Below are 13,927 nucleotides of genomic sequence, written 5' to 3'. Positions count from 1 at the left end.
TGATGCCTGCCCGCCCGACCCCCGAACCCGAACTCGTCCCCGCCACCCTCTCCGAGGCCGACGGCGTGCGCTACCTGCACCTGGGCACGCCCTGGGTGCAAGGCGCGATGCGCGTGCGCAAACCGAACGTGATCGAGCTCGACTACGTGCAGCGCATGATGGTCTGGCTGCTGTTGATCGACCCCGAGGCGCTGGGCGAAGGCCATGCGGTGCAGCTCGGCCTGGGGGCCGCGGCGATCACGCGCTTCACGCGGCGCCTGGGCATGCGGACCACGGCCGTCGAGCTGAACCCGACCGTCATCACCGCCTGCCGGCTGTGGTTCAAGCTGCCGGAAGACGACGACCGGCTGCAGGTGCTGAACCAGGACGCCGGGCGGTGGGTGGCCGACCCGGCGAACGCCGGCAGCGTGCAGGTGCTGTGCGTCGACCTGTACGACCACGAGGCCGCCAGCCCGGTGCTCGACGACGACGCGTTCTACCAGGCCTGCCACCGCGTGCTGGCCGACGGCGGCGTGATGACCGTCAACCTGTTCGGCCGCGACGCGAGCTACGAGCAGAGCGCCGCGCGCATCGCCGGCGCGTTCGGCGCGGCGGCGGTGTGGAGCATGCGCCCCACGCGCGAGGGCAACACCGTCGTCGTCGGCATGAAGGGGCTGGGACTTCCGTCCCGTGAAGTGCTGGCCGCGCGTGCCGACAACATCGAGAACCGCTGCGACCTGCCGGCGCGCAAATGGCTGCGGATGATCCGAAACCCGAACGAGACGACCCCATGACTGCAGCGGCATCCACCAGGCACCCGAAGGGCGACAAGGCCGCCGCGTCGTCCCACCCGCGCGGCCGGCTCGAGTGGCGGCGCCTGCTGCACTGGCTGCTCGAAGACGGGCTGATCAGCCGGGAAGACCACGACCGCGTCGAGAAGCGCTTCGCCGCCGGCGACAGCGTGCAGCACCCGCTGGTGCGGCTCGCCAGCGCCGGGCTGTCGAACCGGTCCGGCAAGCCGTTCGACACCGAACTGCTCACCGAATGGCTGGCCGGCCGCATCGGCATGCCTTACATGCGCATCGATCCGCTGAAGGTCGACGTCGGCCGCGTCGGCGACGTGATGTCGATCAGCTACGCCGAGCGCCGCCGGGCGTTGCCGCTGCTGTTCGGCGCGCAGGACGTGACGGTGGCCACCAGCGAGCCGTTCGACATCGCGTGGGCGCCGGAGATCGAGGCCCACACCCGCAAGACGCTGCGGCTGGTGCTGGTCAACCCGGTCGACGTGGCGCAGTACACCACCGAGTTCTACACGCTGTCGCGCTCGGTGCGCGCGGCCGCGAAGAACGGCGAGAACTCGGCCGCCGCGAGCTTCGAGCAGCTGGTGGAGCTCGGGCGCAGCAACAAGCAGCTCGATGCCAACGACCAGGGCGTGGTGCAGGTGGTCGACTGGCTGTGGCAGTACGCCTTCGACCAGCGCGCGAGCGACATCCACCTCGAGCCGCGCCGCGAGCTGAGCCTGATCCGCTTCCGCATCGACGGCGTGATGCACACCGTCTACCAGCTGCCGCCCGGTGTGATGAACGCGATGATCGCGCGCGTGAAGCTGCTCGGCCGCATGGACGTGATCGAGAAGCGCCGCCCGCTCGACGGCCGCATCAAGACCCGCAACCCGAACGGCGACGAGGTGGAAATGCGGCTGTCGACGCTGCCCACCGCCTTCGGCGAGAAGATGGTGATGCGGATCTTCGACCCCGACACCACCGTCAAGTCGCTCGACGCGCTCGGCTTCGGCAGCCACGATGCGCAGCGCTGGGAAGGGCTGGTGGCGCGGCCGCACGGCATCATCCTGGTGACCGGGCCGACCGGTTCGGGCAAGACGACCACGCTGTACTCCACGCTGAAGCGGCTGGCCACCGACGAGGTCAACGTCTGCTCGATCGAAGACCCGATCGAGATGATCCAGCCCACCTTCAACCAGACGCAGGTGCAGCCGGCGCTCGACCTAGGCTTTGCCGAAGGCGTGCGGGCGCTGATGCGGCAGGACCCGGACATCATCATGGTCGGCGAGATCCGCGACCTCGAGACCGCCGAGATGGCGATCCAGGCGGCGCTGACCGGCCACCTGGTGTTCAGCACGCTGCACACCAACGACTCCGCGTCGGCGGTGACGCGGCTGGTCGACCTGGGCGTGCCGCCGTACCTGATCGGCGCCACCGTGATCGGCGTGCTGGCGCAGCGCCTGGTGCGCGCGCTGTGCGTGAGCTGCAAGCAGCCCGACGACGCGATGACGGCCGAGTCGATGAACGAGGTCATCAAGCCGTGGCGCATCAACGGCAAGGCGCGGCCCTACAAGCCGGTGGGCTGCCTCGAATGCCGCATGACCGGCTATCGCGGACGGGCCGGGCTGTACGAGCTGCTGACGCTGAACGATGCGTCGCAGGCGGCGATCCACCCGGTGCCCGACGCGTCGAAGCTGCGCCAGCTGTCGCTGGCCGACGGGCTGCGGCCGCTGCGGCTGGCCGGCATCATGAAGGTGGCCGAAGGGATCACCACGGTCGACGAGGTGCTGCGCTCGACGCCGGCCTGGGACACCTGAGCCGGCGACGCGCGGCGACACCTGCGGACACAGTGCGCTACGTGTAAACCACACACGGGGCCTGGAGTGGCCTGCCTAGAATCAGCCGCAAGCTGTAACAGACAGCGTCACGCCAAAGCAGAACACGAGGAGCTATCCGTGAAGATCAAGAGCCAACGGGACTTCTGGTCCGGTTTGATGTTCGTCGTCGTCGGCGTGGTCTTCGCCGTCGGCGCGACCAACTACAGCATGGGGACCTCGGCGCGGCCGGGCCCGGGCTACTTCCCGCTGATCCTCAGCATCCTGATGGCACTGCTGGGCGCCTTCGTGCTCTTCAAGTCGCTGACGATCGAAGTCGAAGGCGGCGACCCGATCGGCCACATCGCATGGCGGCCGCTGCTGGTGATCGTCGCGTCGATCGCGGTGTTCGGCGCCGCGCTGCCGCGCCTGGGCCTGGTGATCACGGTGCCGATCCTGATCGTGATGACCAGCCTCGCCGGCGATGAATTCAAGTGGAAGGGCGTCCTCGCGACGGCCGTCGTGCTCACCGTGGGTTCGTGGGCGATCTTTGTGCTCGGGCTGAAGCTGGTCATCCCGATGTGGCCCTGGTTCGTGGGCTGAAAAGGAAAACACCATGGACTTGTTGGGAAACCTGGCGCTCGGCTTCGGCGTCGCCTTCACGCTCACCAACCTGATGTATGCGTTCTTCGGCTGCGTGCTGGGGACGCTGATCGGTGTTCTGCCCGGCCTGGGCCCGGTGGCCACCATCGCGATGCTGCTGCCGTCGATCTACTCGCTCGACGCGACGCCGGCGCTGATCATGCTGGCCGGCATCTATTACGGCGCCCAGTACGGCGGCTCGACCACCGCGATCCTGATCAACGTGCCGGGCGAATCGAGCTCGGTCGTGACCGCGATCGACGGCTACCAGATGGCCCGCCAGGGCCGTGCCGGATCAGCCCTCGCCGCGGCCGGCCTGGGGTCGTTCTTCGCCGGCTGCGTCGGCACGGTCATCATCGCGGCCTTTGCGCCGCCGCTGACCGAGCTGGCCTTCAAGTTCGGCCCGCAGGAGTACTTCTCGCTGATGGTGCTGGGCCTGATCGGCGCGGTGGTGCTGGCCTCGGGTTCGCTGATCAAGGCGATCTCGATGATCATCCTCGGCCTGCTGCTCGCGCAGATCAACACCGATGTGATCTCCGGCACTGCGCGCTACAGCTTCGACATTCCCGAACTGACCGACGGCATCGGCTTCGTCGTGATCGCGATGGGCGTGTTCGGCTTCGGCGAGATCATCGCCAACCTGGGCATGCCGGCCGAGCACCGCGAGGTGTTCACGAAGAGCGTGAAGGGCCTGTGGCCGACCAAGCAGGACTTCAAGGAAGCCTGGCCGGCGGTGCTGCGCGGCACCGCGCTGGGGTCGATCCTGGGCGTGCTGCCGGGCGGCGGTGCGCTGCTGGCCTCGTTCGCCGCGTACACGGTCGAGAAGAAGGTGGCCGGCGCGAGCGGCCGCTTCGGCAAGGGCGACATCCGCGGCGTGGCGGGCCCCGAATCGGCCAACAACGCCGGCGCGCAGACCTCGTTCATCCCGATGCTGACGCTGGGCATCCCGCCGAACGCGGTGATGGCGCTGATGGTGGGCGCGATGACGATCAAGGGCATCCAGCCCGGTCCGCAGGTCATGACCAGCAACCCGCAGCTGTTCTGGGGCCTGATCGCCTCGATGTGGGTCGGCAACGCGATGCTGGTGATCCTGAACCTGCCGCTGATCGGCATCTGGATCAAGCTGCTGACGGTGCCTTACCGCTTCCTGTTCCCGGCGATCACGCTGTTCTGCTGCATCGGCGTGTACACGCTGAACAACAACACCTTCGACGTCTACATGACGGCGGCGTTCGCGGTGGTCGGCTACGTGTTCTACAAGCTGAGCTGCGAGCCGGCGCCGCTGCTGCTGGGCTTCATCCTCGGGCCGATGATGGAAGAGAACCTGCGCCGCGCGCTGCTGCTGTCGCGCGGCGACTGGGGCACGTTCTTCGTGCGGCCGCTGTCGGCCGGCCTGCTGGCCGCCGCGGCGCTGATGATCGTGATCGTGCTGCTGCCCTCCATCAAGAGCAAGCGCGAAGAGGCGTTCCAGGAGGAATAGCCCGCTTTCAGTCAAAACACAGGCCGCCTCGAGCGGCCTGTTTCTTTTGGGGCGTGGCAGGCATCATCCGCGCATCACTTTCAAGGCGCTGCACATGACGACAGGGAATCACTTCGACTGGAGCGCGGGCTACGGCAGCCAGCGCCTTCCGGTGTTCGGCCGCAACGTGGTGTCGACCTCGCACCCGCTGGGCGCGCAGGCCGGGCTGCGCATGCTGCTGAAGGGCGGCAATGCGGTCGATGCGGCGATCGCCGCCGCGGCCACGATGACCATCGTCGAGCCGGTCAGCAACGGGCTCGGCTCCGACGCGTTCTGCATCCTGTGGGACGGGCAGGCGCTGCACGGCCTGAACGCCAGCGGGCGGGCGCCGGCGGCCTGGACACCCGGCTACTTCCGCGACAAGTACGGCGCCGATGCGAAGGCCCCGCCGGTGCGCGGCTGGGATAGCGCGACGGTGCCCGGTGCGGTGGCCGGCTGGGTGGCGCTGAGCGAGCGCTTCGGCAAGCTGCCGTTCGCCGACCTGCTGGAGCCGGCGATCGAGATCGCCGAGCGCGGCTATGCGGTGCCGACCGTCGTGCAGCAGAAGTGGTCGGCCGCGGTGCCGGTGCTGGAGCAGCAGCCGGGCTTCGCCGAGACCTTCATGCCGCACGGCCGCGCGCCGAACCTGGGCGAGCTGTTCCGCTTTCCGGGCGCCGCGAAGACGCTGCGCCTGGTCGCGCAGACGCGCGGGGCCGCGTACTACGGCGGCGAGATCGCCGAGGCCGCGGCGCGCCATGCGAAGGCGCACGGCGGCGCGATCCGCGTTGAGGATTTCGCGGCCTACCGCCCGGAGTGGGTCGACCCGATCGGCAAGGCCTACCGCGGGCACGTGCTGCACGAGATCCCGCCGAACGGGCAGGGCATCGCGGCGTTGATCGCGCTGGGCATCCTGTCGAACTTCGACGTCGAGCGACTGGCGGTCGACGGTGTCGACTCGCAGCACCTGCAGATCGAGGCGATGAAGCTGGCGTTCGCCGACACCTACCGCTTCGTCGCCGAGCCGGGCAGCATGGAGGTGACGGCCGCGCAGATGCTGGACGACGCCTACCTCGCGTCGCGCGCGAAGCTGATCGACATGAAGCGTGCGCAGGATTTCGGTGCCGGCAACCCGGTGAAGGGCGGCACCATCTACCTGAGCGCGGCCGACGAGAACGGCATGATGGTCAGCTTCATCCAGAGCAACTTCATGGGCTTCGGCTCGGGCGTGGTGGTGCCGGAGTACGGGCTGTCGATGCAGAACCGCGGGCACGGCTTCAACCTGGTCGACGGCAGCGCCAACCAGGTGGCGCCGGGCAAGCGGCCGTTCCACACCATCATCCCGGCGTTCCTCACGCGCGACGGCCGGCCGCAGATGAGCTTCGGTGTGATGGGTGCCAACATGCAGCCGCAAGGTCATCTGCAGACGCTGGTGCGCATGCTGGACTACCGCCAGCACCCGCAGGCGGCCTGCGACGCGCCGCGCTGGCGCTTCAACCAGGGGCTGGAGATCAACGTCGAGCGCGCGATGAACCCGGCGACGGTGCAGGGCCTGACGGAGCGCGGCCACCGCGTCGAGGTCATCAACGACTCGTACCAGGATTTCGGCGCCGGCCAGTTCATCTGGCGGCTGGGCGATCCGGGCAGCGAAGGGTACGTGGCCGCGAGCGACGCGCGGCGGGATGGGCAGGCGGTGGTGTTCTGACTCGTCAGCCGTTCGAGTTCAGCAGGGCGTTCAATCGCTGCCGGGCACGGCCTTTCCTGCCGTTCATTTCCGGGCTTCCCATGTCTGCGGGCAAACGATTGAAGATGTCGAGCGATTCGTTCAGCTTGTGCTGTGCGGGGCCTCTGGCGAGCGCTTTGCGAGTCGAGATGAAAGTGACTGTCACGAGCAGCAGTGCCTGCCGAAGTTGCGCAGTTTGGCGATCCAGCAGGTCGATGTCGGGGATGGCCGTTTTGAGGAGCTTGTCGGCGTCCATGTCCGTGTAGAACAGGGCGGCAAAGGCGGCTGCCAGCGCATCATCGAGGTGAGATCCACCTGCCCATTGAGCAGCCCTGCTGAGAGCCTCGAGAAATTCAGGAAGCAGTGACCCCTTGCCCGCCAAGCCGATTCCGATGGCCTCAACGAATTCGTGATACGCGTCGACCCCTTCGGTAACGTTCGCAAGCAGCTCATTTGCGGCTGTCGCAAGCAGAAGGCCGAGGGAGTTCGAACTGCGCAGCTCGCGGGTCGCGGCTTTCAAGATGTCCTTGACTGCGCAACCTGCAAGGATGGCCTTGCATCTGGATGGCGACACGGGTTGCCCGCCCAGGTACTTGTGCGAGAACTGCCGCAGCGGTGCCCCCCTCTCAGGCTCCGGCAGGTGCATGATTCCCAGCAGCAAATTTTCATGCGAGGCGCCATAACACCCCAGCCCTGTGCGGCCTGTGGGTTCCAGGTCCGTCATGCGTCGGCGTATCAGTTCTGCCCGCTGTTCGCTTGCGCAGTTCGGCGAGGAAAGAATGGCGAATTCCGCCTCTGTCGAGTAGGCGTCGCATTCAGGCGAAACGAGCTTCATCAATGTGGTGGCCCGGACGTAGCGCGGTGTGTACCTGTGCCGCGACGCCTGGTCCCGCTGCGCACGCAGGTGATTCAAAGCTTTTTCCTTGTGAAGCGGCTGCAGCAGCCTTCCGAGCAACGAAGCGTACGAATCGTGGTCGCGGAGGCCCGGAATTTGTTGGGCAGCCTCCATGAGTTCATGGCACATGTAGATGCGGGCAGGGTGACTGGGTGTCGATTCCACTCCGGCGAGAACGAATTCGGCCAATGCAAACAATTCGGAAGGAGAGATCTGCATCGGGTCGTTGTGGCGCGCCGCCACGTAGTCCACGAACAGGGTGGCATGCGCGCCGGGTACAAACCTGGATTCGCCCACTGGCTCGCAGTGCATCGAGGAATCGCCGGACACCTTGACTTCGAAGCTGAATCCGGCACGGGCAAGCTTCGCGCGTGCTTCCGTCGTGCGCTTGCTTCGCGTGGAGAAGGCAAGCTCGTGGCGTTCGGTGCAGAGTGCCTGTGCGTCATCCACGGGGCTCCCGGATCGGCTGTATTTCCCGAGTGAACGCAGGCAGCTCAGGACCTTGTTGGCAGCCGCCTCGTCGCCAAGCTCGCAAAGGGAGGAAAAACGGTCCACCAACGCTTGGACGATGACGGTTTGTCGGCCTTGGTCAATGGTGCTGAGGTAGCTGGTTCGATGGGAATCCAGCATGTCATCGAGACCTGCCCTGGGATCGGAGTGATCAGCATGGTGGTTGTGACTGACGACCACCGATTCGAGTTCGATCGATTCGATTGCCTGGAGCATCGTCAGAGCCTCGTCATCGGCGTCAGGCACGAAGGCCGACTCGGCGCAGACCATGTGCCTGCCGAGGCTCGCAGGCTGTTCGGGGCGTTGCTGGAACCGGTCGCGCAAGGTCGGGCTGGGACTTCTGCTGCGGGTCTTGAGTTTTTCTTCCATGGGGTGGGTGCTCGGAGCTGTGGAAGGCGCCCGCCGGTGGCGCCGGAAATGATCAAGCCTTGAGGAGGCGACGGTGAACAGGACGGGGTGCGGGTTCAGGTGCATCGCACCCCCACGGCGAGACTTGATCCATGAATGCTTCGATCCAAAGCGGGAATCGGGTGGCATCGAGTTGGGACGCATGCATCCGGCTCAGTGCGAATACTCGGCCCGACCACGGATGCTGTCGGAACGTGAGTTGAAACTCGCCCTGGTTGCCAGCTCCATCGAATGGAGCGTCCAGAAGCCGCGTCGTCGCTTCTTCCGTGTCGCCGCCTCCTGGACGACCGAGCGAGGTGGCAAGCCGAATCCAGCCCGTGCGCCGCTGGAGCTTCAAAATCAGTAGAAGCCGGCCATCACAGACAAGAGTGGCCATGTCTTCGTCGAGAACTTTCCAGGCACGCAAGCCTGTGCGGCTCTCGAAAGCGTCGAGTATCAGTTGGAGTGGGCTCATCGGCGAGCGGTGAAGGTTTGATGCGGATGCACGGATCGGATGCTGAGTGACCAGATCCTGTGAATGGTTCCGAATCGACGCTCGATGCGACGCACAGGCGGTGGTGTTCTGAACTGAACGCGGAAATCCACGTTGCGTCGTCAACATTGAGGACACGGCCGGCGCGGCACGGGCGCAAGATCGGAATCTGCAGTTCACCGCGCCCGTTCGTTCGGGCATGACGTGGAGCCCGTATGGGGAGGATCGCGTCGTGCGTGCCTTACAAGGCCCGCATCGTCAGCACGTTGTGTCGCACAGACTCGTCATCGGCGATTTGTCTGACGGATCTGCATGGGTTCTCCTTGTTGTGCGGGCATCGTCCCGCCTCGATGAACCCAATCCGCCTTGTTGTCGCCGTGCTGTACGGGTTGCTCATGGTTGGCGCCTCGCCTTCCGCGGCGCAGTCCTCGGCCCCGGCGGAAACACCGTTGCTTCTGGCGACGCGCAATGCGTCCATCAACCACCGCATCGCGTACGACGGCGAGCCTCGGCGCCGCGATCCGGCGGCCCCCTGGGCCGCGCCCGACGAGGCGCGCGAGCCTGGCAGCGGCGATTGCGTCGACTACGCGATGGCGAAGTACTTCAGCCTGGTGGCCGCCGGCCTGCCCGCCGCGCAACTGCGCATCGCGTACGTCGAGGCGCAGGCCGGGGAGCCGGACGGGCACCGGCAGCGCCACATGGTGGTGGCCTGGTTGCCACCGGGCGAGGCAGACGGCGATCCGCTGATCCTCGACAACCTGGTCGATGCGGTGCATCCGCTGTCGCGACGGCCCGACCTGCGCGTGCTGATCAGCTTCAACGCCGAAGGCATCTGGTCCGGCTTCGAGCGCGGTCGCCCGGCACGCGACGCGCGCCGCATCACCGCCTGGGCGCGCGTGCTCGACCGCATGGCGGCCGCCGGACCTGCGGCCGCCTACAGCCTGGAGAGCACCCGCACCACCACCGGATCGAGGTGATCGCGGAAGCCCATGCGCACGTACAGCGCATGCGCCGCCTCGTTGCTGCACATCACGTGCAGGAAGGGCGTCTCGCGGCGCATCAGCTGCCGCCGCGCGAGCTTGTTCATCAGCTTGCGGGCGAGGCCGCGCCCCTGGAATTCCGGGTGCGTGCAGACGCCGCTGACCTCGCGAAACGTGCCGGCCGTCGAGCGCTCGCCGGCCATCGCGATCAGCCGGCCGTCGTCGACGATACCGAAGTAGTCGCCGAGTTCGAGGGTGCGCGGCCCGAACGGCCCGGGGCGGGTCAGCGCGGCCAGCTCGACCGCCTGCTGCGCATGCTCCGGGCCGAGCCGGGTCGCCTCGGGGAGCAGGTCGTCCGGCATCGCGTCGCTGCGCCAGACCATGCGGTGCATCGTCGCCTCCGCAACCAGCTGCCAGTCGCGTGGCACCGGGCCGCGCCAGTCGGCGATGTAGAAGTGCTCGCCGATCGGGCAATGCGGCGCGAGGCCGTCGAAGTCGGGGTGGTCGACGTCCGCGAAGGCGAAGATCGGCGACAGGCCGGGCGCATAGCGGCGTGCGCGCGCCGAGCCCGTCGAGAAGCGCAGCTGCGGGCCGCTGAGGGCCTTCCAGAAGACGTTGTCGAGGTGTGATTCCATCGGCTGACGATACGACAGTCGCGCGGCCGGCGTGTGGGACAGGGTGCTGCTGACACGCGACTGAAGACTACTGACAGTTTCGTGCAGCGGTCGCACGTATCCTGCTGCGCTTGCACTGCACCTCCGTGCGCCCTCTCACCGCTGCAAGGACACCTCGCCATGCTCCTGAACCGAACCTTGTGGGTCGCCGCCCTCAGCGGCGTGCTGGCCCTGTTCCAACCCCCCGTCGAGGCCGCGCCCGCCGATCCGGCAGCCGCGCTCGCGACGCTCGCCAGCCAGTATTACGACGAGCAGGCCCGGCGCGATCCGGTCTACACCGCGACGCTGGCCGGCGACAACCGCTTCGACGACCAGCTGCCACTGACCATCGCGCCACGCGAGCGGCAGCAGCGCTTCGCGATGTACCACCGCCTCGAGCGGCAGCTCGCGGCGATCGACCGGTCGCGGCTCTCGCCCGCCGACCAGCTGACGCACGACCTGCTGGCGCGCGAGTTGCGCACCCGCATCGGCTTCGAGGCCTTCGACGACCACCTGCTGCCGCTGCAGCAGCTCGATTCGATCCCGGTGCTGCTGGCGACCTTCGGCAGCGGCCAGGGCGAGCAGCCGCTGAAGACCGTCGCGCAATACGATGCCTACCTGAAGCGCATCGCGCGCCTGCCGGCGTGGGTCGACCAGGCGATCGCCAACATGCGCGAAGGCATGCGCCGCGGCATCGTGCAGCCGAAGGCGGTGGTGGTGGCGACGCTGAAGCCGCTGCGCCCGCTGGGCGATGAATCGCTCGCGACGAACGCCTACTACGCGCCGATCCGCAACCTGCCGGCGTCGTTCGGCGACGCGGATCGTCGCCGGCTGACCGCCGCCTACCGCGATGCGGTGACGCGCCGGGTGGCGCCGGCGATGCGCAAGCTGACCGCCTTCGTCGAAGGCGACTACCTGGCCGCAGCCCGCAGCAGCGACGGCTGGGGCGCACTGCCGAACGGCGCCGCCTGGTACCGCCAGTGGGTGCGCGACCAGACCACCACCGACCTCGGCCCGGACGAGATCCACGCGATGGGGCTGGCCGAGGTGGCCCGCATCCAGGGCGAACTGGCCAAGGTGGCGCCGCAGCTCGGCTACGACGGCGATCCGAAGGGCCTGCTCGGCTGGGTGCGCACCAACCCGAGCTTCCTGCCGTACCGCAGCGAGGCCGAGATCCTGCAGGCCTACCGCGCCATCAACGAACGCGTGAAGGCCAGCCTGCCGCAGCTGTTCGGCCGCGTGCCGAAGGCACCGCTGGAGATCCGGCCCGAGCCCGAGCTGACGAAGGCGTCGGCCTCCGACCACTACGCGCTGCCGGCCGAAGACGGCTCGCGCCCCGGCATCTTCTGGGCCGTGATCGACAACCCCGCCGCCTACGACCGGACGACGATGACCGCGTTGTTCCTGCATGAAGGCCAGCCGGGCCACCATTTCCAGATGGGCCTGCTGCAGGAGCTGTCGCTGCCCGAGTTCCGCAAGCGCATCTGGATCAACGCGTTCGGCGAAGGCTGGGGGCTGTATGCCGAGACGCTGGGCCGCGAGATGGGGCTGTACGACGATCCGGCCGCGTGGGTCGGCGAGCTGCGGCTCGAGATCGCGCGCGCCGCGCGCCTGGTCGTCGACACCGGCCTGCATGCCAAGGGCTGGAGCCGCGAGCAGGCGATGGCGTACTGGCAGGCCAACGTCGGCGCGTCGCCCGAGCAGGCTCGCAACCAGATCGAGCGCTACATGGCGTGGCCGGCCCAGGCGCTGGGCTACAAGATCGGCTCGCTGAAGATCCAGGCGCTGCGCGAGCGGGCGCAGCAGGCGCTGGGCGAGCGCTTCAGCATGCCGGCCTTCCACGACGCGGTGCTGACCGAGGGCGGGCTGCCGCTGTCGGTACTGGACGCGCAGATCGACCGCTGGATCGCAAGCCGGCGCTGAGCCGATCGAGAACGAGGCGCCTCAGCGCGCGGGTTCGCGCCGCGCGATCCGGGCCGCTGCGGAGCCTGGCGCGGCGGGCTGCGACGCGATGCGCCGTGGGTCGTTCAGGCGCAGCAACTCGGCCAGCGCGGCGCGGCGCGGCTCCTGGCCAGGCAGGCGGGACAAGTGCTCCAGCAACAGCTGCGCCGCCAGCACGACGGACTCGTGGCGCGTGAGTGGGCGCAGCGCCGAGACCGGCATCGCACCGCGCGGCGGTACCGGCTCGATCGTCAGCTCGCCGGTCGTCGGGTCGAGCGCGCGCACCACGCCGGCGTCGTCGCGGTAGAGCACGCCCAGCTGTTGCGGCGCCGTCGCGAGGTTGACGTCCAGCCCGAGCCGCTGGCCGACGATCGCGAACAGCATCGCCATCGACACGCAGTTGCCCCGCCGCGTGACGAGGTGGGTTGCGAGCAGCTTGGTGGCGATGGCCTGGCAAGCCGGGTCGTCGGCGGCGCGCAGCCACGGGCGGTTGCCGTTCCACTCGCCGGCGCGGTAGAGGTAGGCGTGCAAGGCCTCGAAGCGCTCATGGCGGGTCGGTGCCGGCGGCAGCATCTCGAGCACGTCGGTGACGATGGTGTCGAGCCGGCGCTGCACGGCGGCCACGTCGATGCGCGGCTCGACCCGCTTGTCGATGTCGAGCTTGACGTCGGCCAGGTCGATGTCGGCATCGGGCCGCCGCAGCATCGCGTCGATCGCCTGCAGGTCGGCGTCGGGCTGCGAGCGCAACTCGGCGTGGGACAGCGTTGGGGACAGCAGTGAGGCCGACAACAGCCAGCCTGCGAACAGAAGATGAATCCTCGACATCGTGGGCACCCCGCTTCGAATGCTGGTGCGCCGCCCGTGCGTGCGCGTTGTGTGGCCAGCGAGGTGGACGCTAGCCAGGGACCTTGCAGGGAATGCGGGGAGATGACCGAGAGTGGCGATAGTTTTGTGCTCCACCGGTGAATGAATGTGCCGGTGAGTCGACGCCATTGACTTACGCTTGCGCCATGAACCAAGCCGTCAGTGAAACCGTTGCAATCGTCCCGCTCGGCCCGGACGGGTTCGACGAGTTCAAACGCTACCTCGACGACCACCTGCGCGACAACGGTCGGGACGGCGCGCCGCACTTCCAGCCGATGGCACGCGCGACATCGGTGCTCGCGCCGCAGCCTGCGGCCGCATGGCGTGCCGGGTTGGAGCTGCCGCTCGGCAGCGCCGGCTGGCGCCGCACCTGGGTCGCGACCAGCACGCAGACCGGCGCCTTGGTCGGTCATGTCGACTTGCGCTGGCAAGGGCACGAGTTCGCCGCGCATCGGTGCCTGCTCGGCATGGGCGTTGCGCGAGACCACCGCCGCGTCGGGCTGGGCGCCCGGCTGGTCGCCCATGCCGAGGGCTGGGCGCAGCAGGCCGGTGGCCTCGACTGGATCGATCTCCAGGTGCTGTCCGCCAACATGGCGGCCGTCCGGCTGTACGAGCGCTTCGGCTTCACACGGCTCGGCGAGACCGTGGACCTGTTTCGGATCGACGGTCTCAGCCTGTCGGCCGTGGCGATGTGCAAGCGCGTGAACACCGGTCGACACGCCGTCTCCATCCCGCCGGGATGAATCTTCGGGAAAACCCTTAAGTTTGC

General features: G+C 68.0%; 12 protein-coding genes. 8 read left to right on the top strand and 4 right to left on the bottom strand.

Features of this window, described 5'->3' with window-relative positions:
• Positions 1–2: 2 nt before the first annotated feature.
• The 5 genes from ASC98_RS09355 (at position 3) to ASC98_RS09335 (ending at position 6,417) form a co-directional block, all read left to right on the top strand.
• Positions 3–773, top strand: a complete 771-nt coding sequence (locus ASC98_RS09355; protein WP_056816447.1) for a spermidine synthase — start codon at positions 3–5, stop codon at positions 771–773.
• A complete protein-coding gene (locus ASC98_RS09350) occupies positions 770–2,578 on the top strand; it encodes a GspE/PulE family protein (RefSeq protein WP_056816445.1) in 1,809 nt (602 codons plus the stop codon). Before ASC98_RS09355 ends, ASC98_RS09350 begins: the two co-directional genes overlap by 4 nt.
• A 138-nt stretch (positions 2,579–2,716) precedes the next feature.
• Positions 2,717–3,178: a tripartite tricarboxylate transporter TctB family protein gene (locus ASC98_RS09345; protein WP_056816442.1), complete on the top strand. Its 462-nt coding sequence runs from the start codon at positions 2,717–2,719 to the stop codon at positions 3,176–3,178.
• A gap of 13 nt (positions 3,179–3,191) precedes the next feature.
• Positions 3,192–4,697, top strand: coding sequence for a tripartite tricarboxylate transporter permease (locus ASC98_RS09340; protein WP_056816439.1), 1,506 nt, complete (start codon positions 3,192–3,194; stop codon positions 4,695–4,697).
• Between the two features lie 94 nt (positions 4,698–4,791).
• A complete protein-coding gene (locus ASC98_RS09335; protein ID WP_056816437.1) occupies positions 4,792–6,417 on the top strand; it encodes a gamma-glutamyltransferase family protein in 1,626 nt (541 codons plus the stop codon).
• 4 nt (positions 6,418–6,421) lie between these two features.
• Here ASC98_RS09335 and ASC98_RS09330 read toward each other — a convergent pair whose 3' ends face one another.
• On the bottom strand, positions 6,422–8,209 hold the full coding sequence (locus ASC98_RS09330) for a hypothetical protein (protein WP_056816434.1): 1,788 nt from the start codon (positions 8,207–8,209) through the stop codon (positions 6,422–6,424).
• A 52-nt stretch (positions 8,210–8,261) separates the two neighbouring features.
• On the bottom strand, positions 8,262–8,702 hold the full coding sequence (locus ASC98_RS30240) for a type III secretion system chaperone (protein WP_157597643.1): 441 nt from the start codon (positions 8,700–8,702) through the stop codon (positions 8,262–8,264).
• A 467-nt stretch (positions 8,703–9,169) separates the two neighbouring features.
• Between ASC98_RS30240 and ASC98_RS09325 the strand changes: the two genes are divergently transcribed.
• Positions 9,170–9,697: a transglutaminase-like cysteine peptidase gene (locus ASC98_RS09325; protein ID WP_056816431.1), complete on the top strand. Its 528-nt coding sequence runs from the start codon at positions 9,170–9,172 to the stop codon at positions 9,695–9,697.
• Here the strand turns inward: ASC98_RS09325 and ASC98_RS09320 are convergent.
• A complete protein-coding gene (locus ASC98_RS09320; RefSeq protein ID WP_056816429.1) occupies positions 9,655–10,335 on the bottom strand; it encodes a GNAT family N-acetyltransferase in 681 nt (226 codons plus the stop codon). The genes ASC98_RS09325 and ASC98_RS09320 overlap by 43 nt on opposite strands.
• A 159-nt stretch (positions 10,336–10,494) precedes the next feature.
• On the opposite strand from ASC98_RS09320, the gene ASC98_RS09315 reads away from it, so the two are divergent.
• The gene (locus tag ASC98_RS09315; RefSeq protein ID WP_056816426.1) at positions 10,495–12,276 is read left to right on the top strand and encodes a DUF885 family protein; all 1,782 of its coding nucleotides are present in this window, start codon (positions 10,495–10,497) and stop codon (positions 12,274–12,276) included.
• A gap of 21 nt (positions 12,277–12,297) precedes the next feature.
• Here ASC98_RS09315 and ASC98_RS09310 read toward each other — a convergent pair whose 3' ends face one another.
• Positions 12,298–13,083 carry a transglutaminase family protein gene (locus tag ASC98_RS09310; protein WP_056816424.1) on the bottom strand — a complete coding sequence of 262 codons (786 nt, stop codon included), beginning with the start codon at positions 13,081–13,083 and terminating at the stop codon, positions 12,298–12,300.
• A 221-nt stretch (positions 13,084–13,304) separates the two neighbouring features.
• Between ASC98_RS09310 and ASC98_RS09305 the strand changes: the two genes are divergently transcribed.
• Entirely contained in the window at positions 13,305–13,901 is a 597-nt protein-coding gene (locus ASC98_RS09305; protein ID WP_056816421.1) for a GNAT family N-acetyltransferase, read from the top strand.
• The last annotated feature ends 26 nt before the right edge of the window (positions 13,902–13,927 follow it).

Origin of the sequence: Rhizobacter sp. Root1238 (assembly GCF_001425825.1) — a bacterium.
GTDB lineage: Bacteria > Pseudomonadota > Gammaproteobacteria > Burkholderiales > Burkholderiaceae_C > Rhizobacter.
This window is presented reverse-complemented; position numbering and strand designations above follow the sequence as displayed.